The 1,216-nt window shown below is 40.3% G+C and carries 2 protein-coding genes; both read left to right on the plus strand.

The window, feature by feature from the left end:
• A partial coding sequence (locus F6K37_RS43365; protein ID WP_287257339.1) for a thiamine pyrophosphate-dependent enzyme occupies positions 1-980 on the plus strand: 980 nt, incomplete at its 5' end.
• A gap of 14 nt (positions 981-994) precedes the next feature.
• Positions 995-1,216 (plus strand): DUF8713 domain-containing protein (locus F6K37_RS43370; protein WP_502887845.1); only part of this gene is annotated, 222 nt, incomplete at its 3' end.

Raw genomic sequence — 1,216 nt, forward strand, 5'->3', positions numbered from 1 at the left:
TCATGTCTTCTCCTCGTGGTAAAGGCATATTTCCAGAAAATCATTCTCAATTTGTTGGTGTCACTGGCTTTGGTGGGCATGATTCTGTTTTTGATTATCTGAAACAACAATGTCCTTTGCGAACACTTGTTTTAGGAACGCGGTTAGGTGAGTTTACCTCGTTCTGGAATCCAATGTTAATACCCTCAAAAGGATTTATACATGTTGATATCAACCCTGATGTGCCAGGAACTGCTTATCCTGATGTGGAAACATTAGCAATACAGTCTGACATCAGGACATTTGTCAAGACTCTGTTGAAGTACATTCCCCAACATTCAAATAAAGAAAAAACAATTACCCTACCTAATCCTAAACAGAATATCCTTGAACCAAATGTCAACAGTCCCGTGCGACCTGAGGTTCTCATGGAAATAATTCAGCAGGTAATTGTGGAAGGAAGTCAAGCAATAGTAATGACCGAAGCTGGTAATTCCTTTGCTTGGGGAACCCATATTTTACGCTTTTCCCAACCGGGTCGTTATCGAGTTAGCACCGGATTTGGCTCAATGGGTCATGGGACTACAGGAGTTTTGGGAGCAGCATTGGCATTACAAAATAAATCCGTTGCTATTGTTGGGGATGGTGCAATGTTGATGAACAATGAAGTTAGTACAGCCGTTCGTTACAATATTCCAGCGGTTTGGATTGTACTCAATGACGGACGCTACAATATGGTTGACCAAGGAGCAAAGTTCCTAGGAATAATGGACATGGATGTAGAAATACCCCCTACAGACTTTGCTTTAATGGCTCGTTCTATGGGAGCTGACAGCATTCGTGTTGAACAAGAAGCCAATATTAAAGTAGCATTGGAGAAAGCAATGAGTTCTTCTCTTCCTTTCGTTGTTGATGTCGTTATTGATCCAACTTGCTTGGCACCTTCTGGTTCTCGTAATCAAAGTTTAAATTCGCAGGGTGTTCAAGGTTTTAAGTTTTAATTAGGAGTTTAATTATGGAAAAAAACACCTTTCCCATATCTACTTATATTGCGACATCATTGGATACGGCTTTTGAGTATCTTTGTCGCTTGGAAAATTTGAATGAATGGACTCTCTTTAGCCGTATGTTAGAGAAGATAGATGAGAATACTTGGTTGGGAACAGCATCTTGTTACCAAAATAAGCTCTACTATCATTTGAGGAAGATTAACACTCCCCTTTTCCGTGGGATCGAG

It is taken from the genome of Moorena sp. SIO4E2 (assembly GCF_010671945.1).
GTDB lineage: Bacteria > Cyanobacteriota > Cyanobacteriia > Cyanobacteriales > Coleofasciculaceae > Moorena > Moorena producens.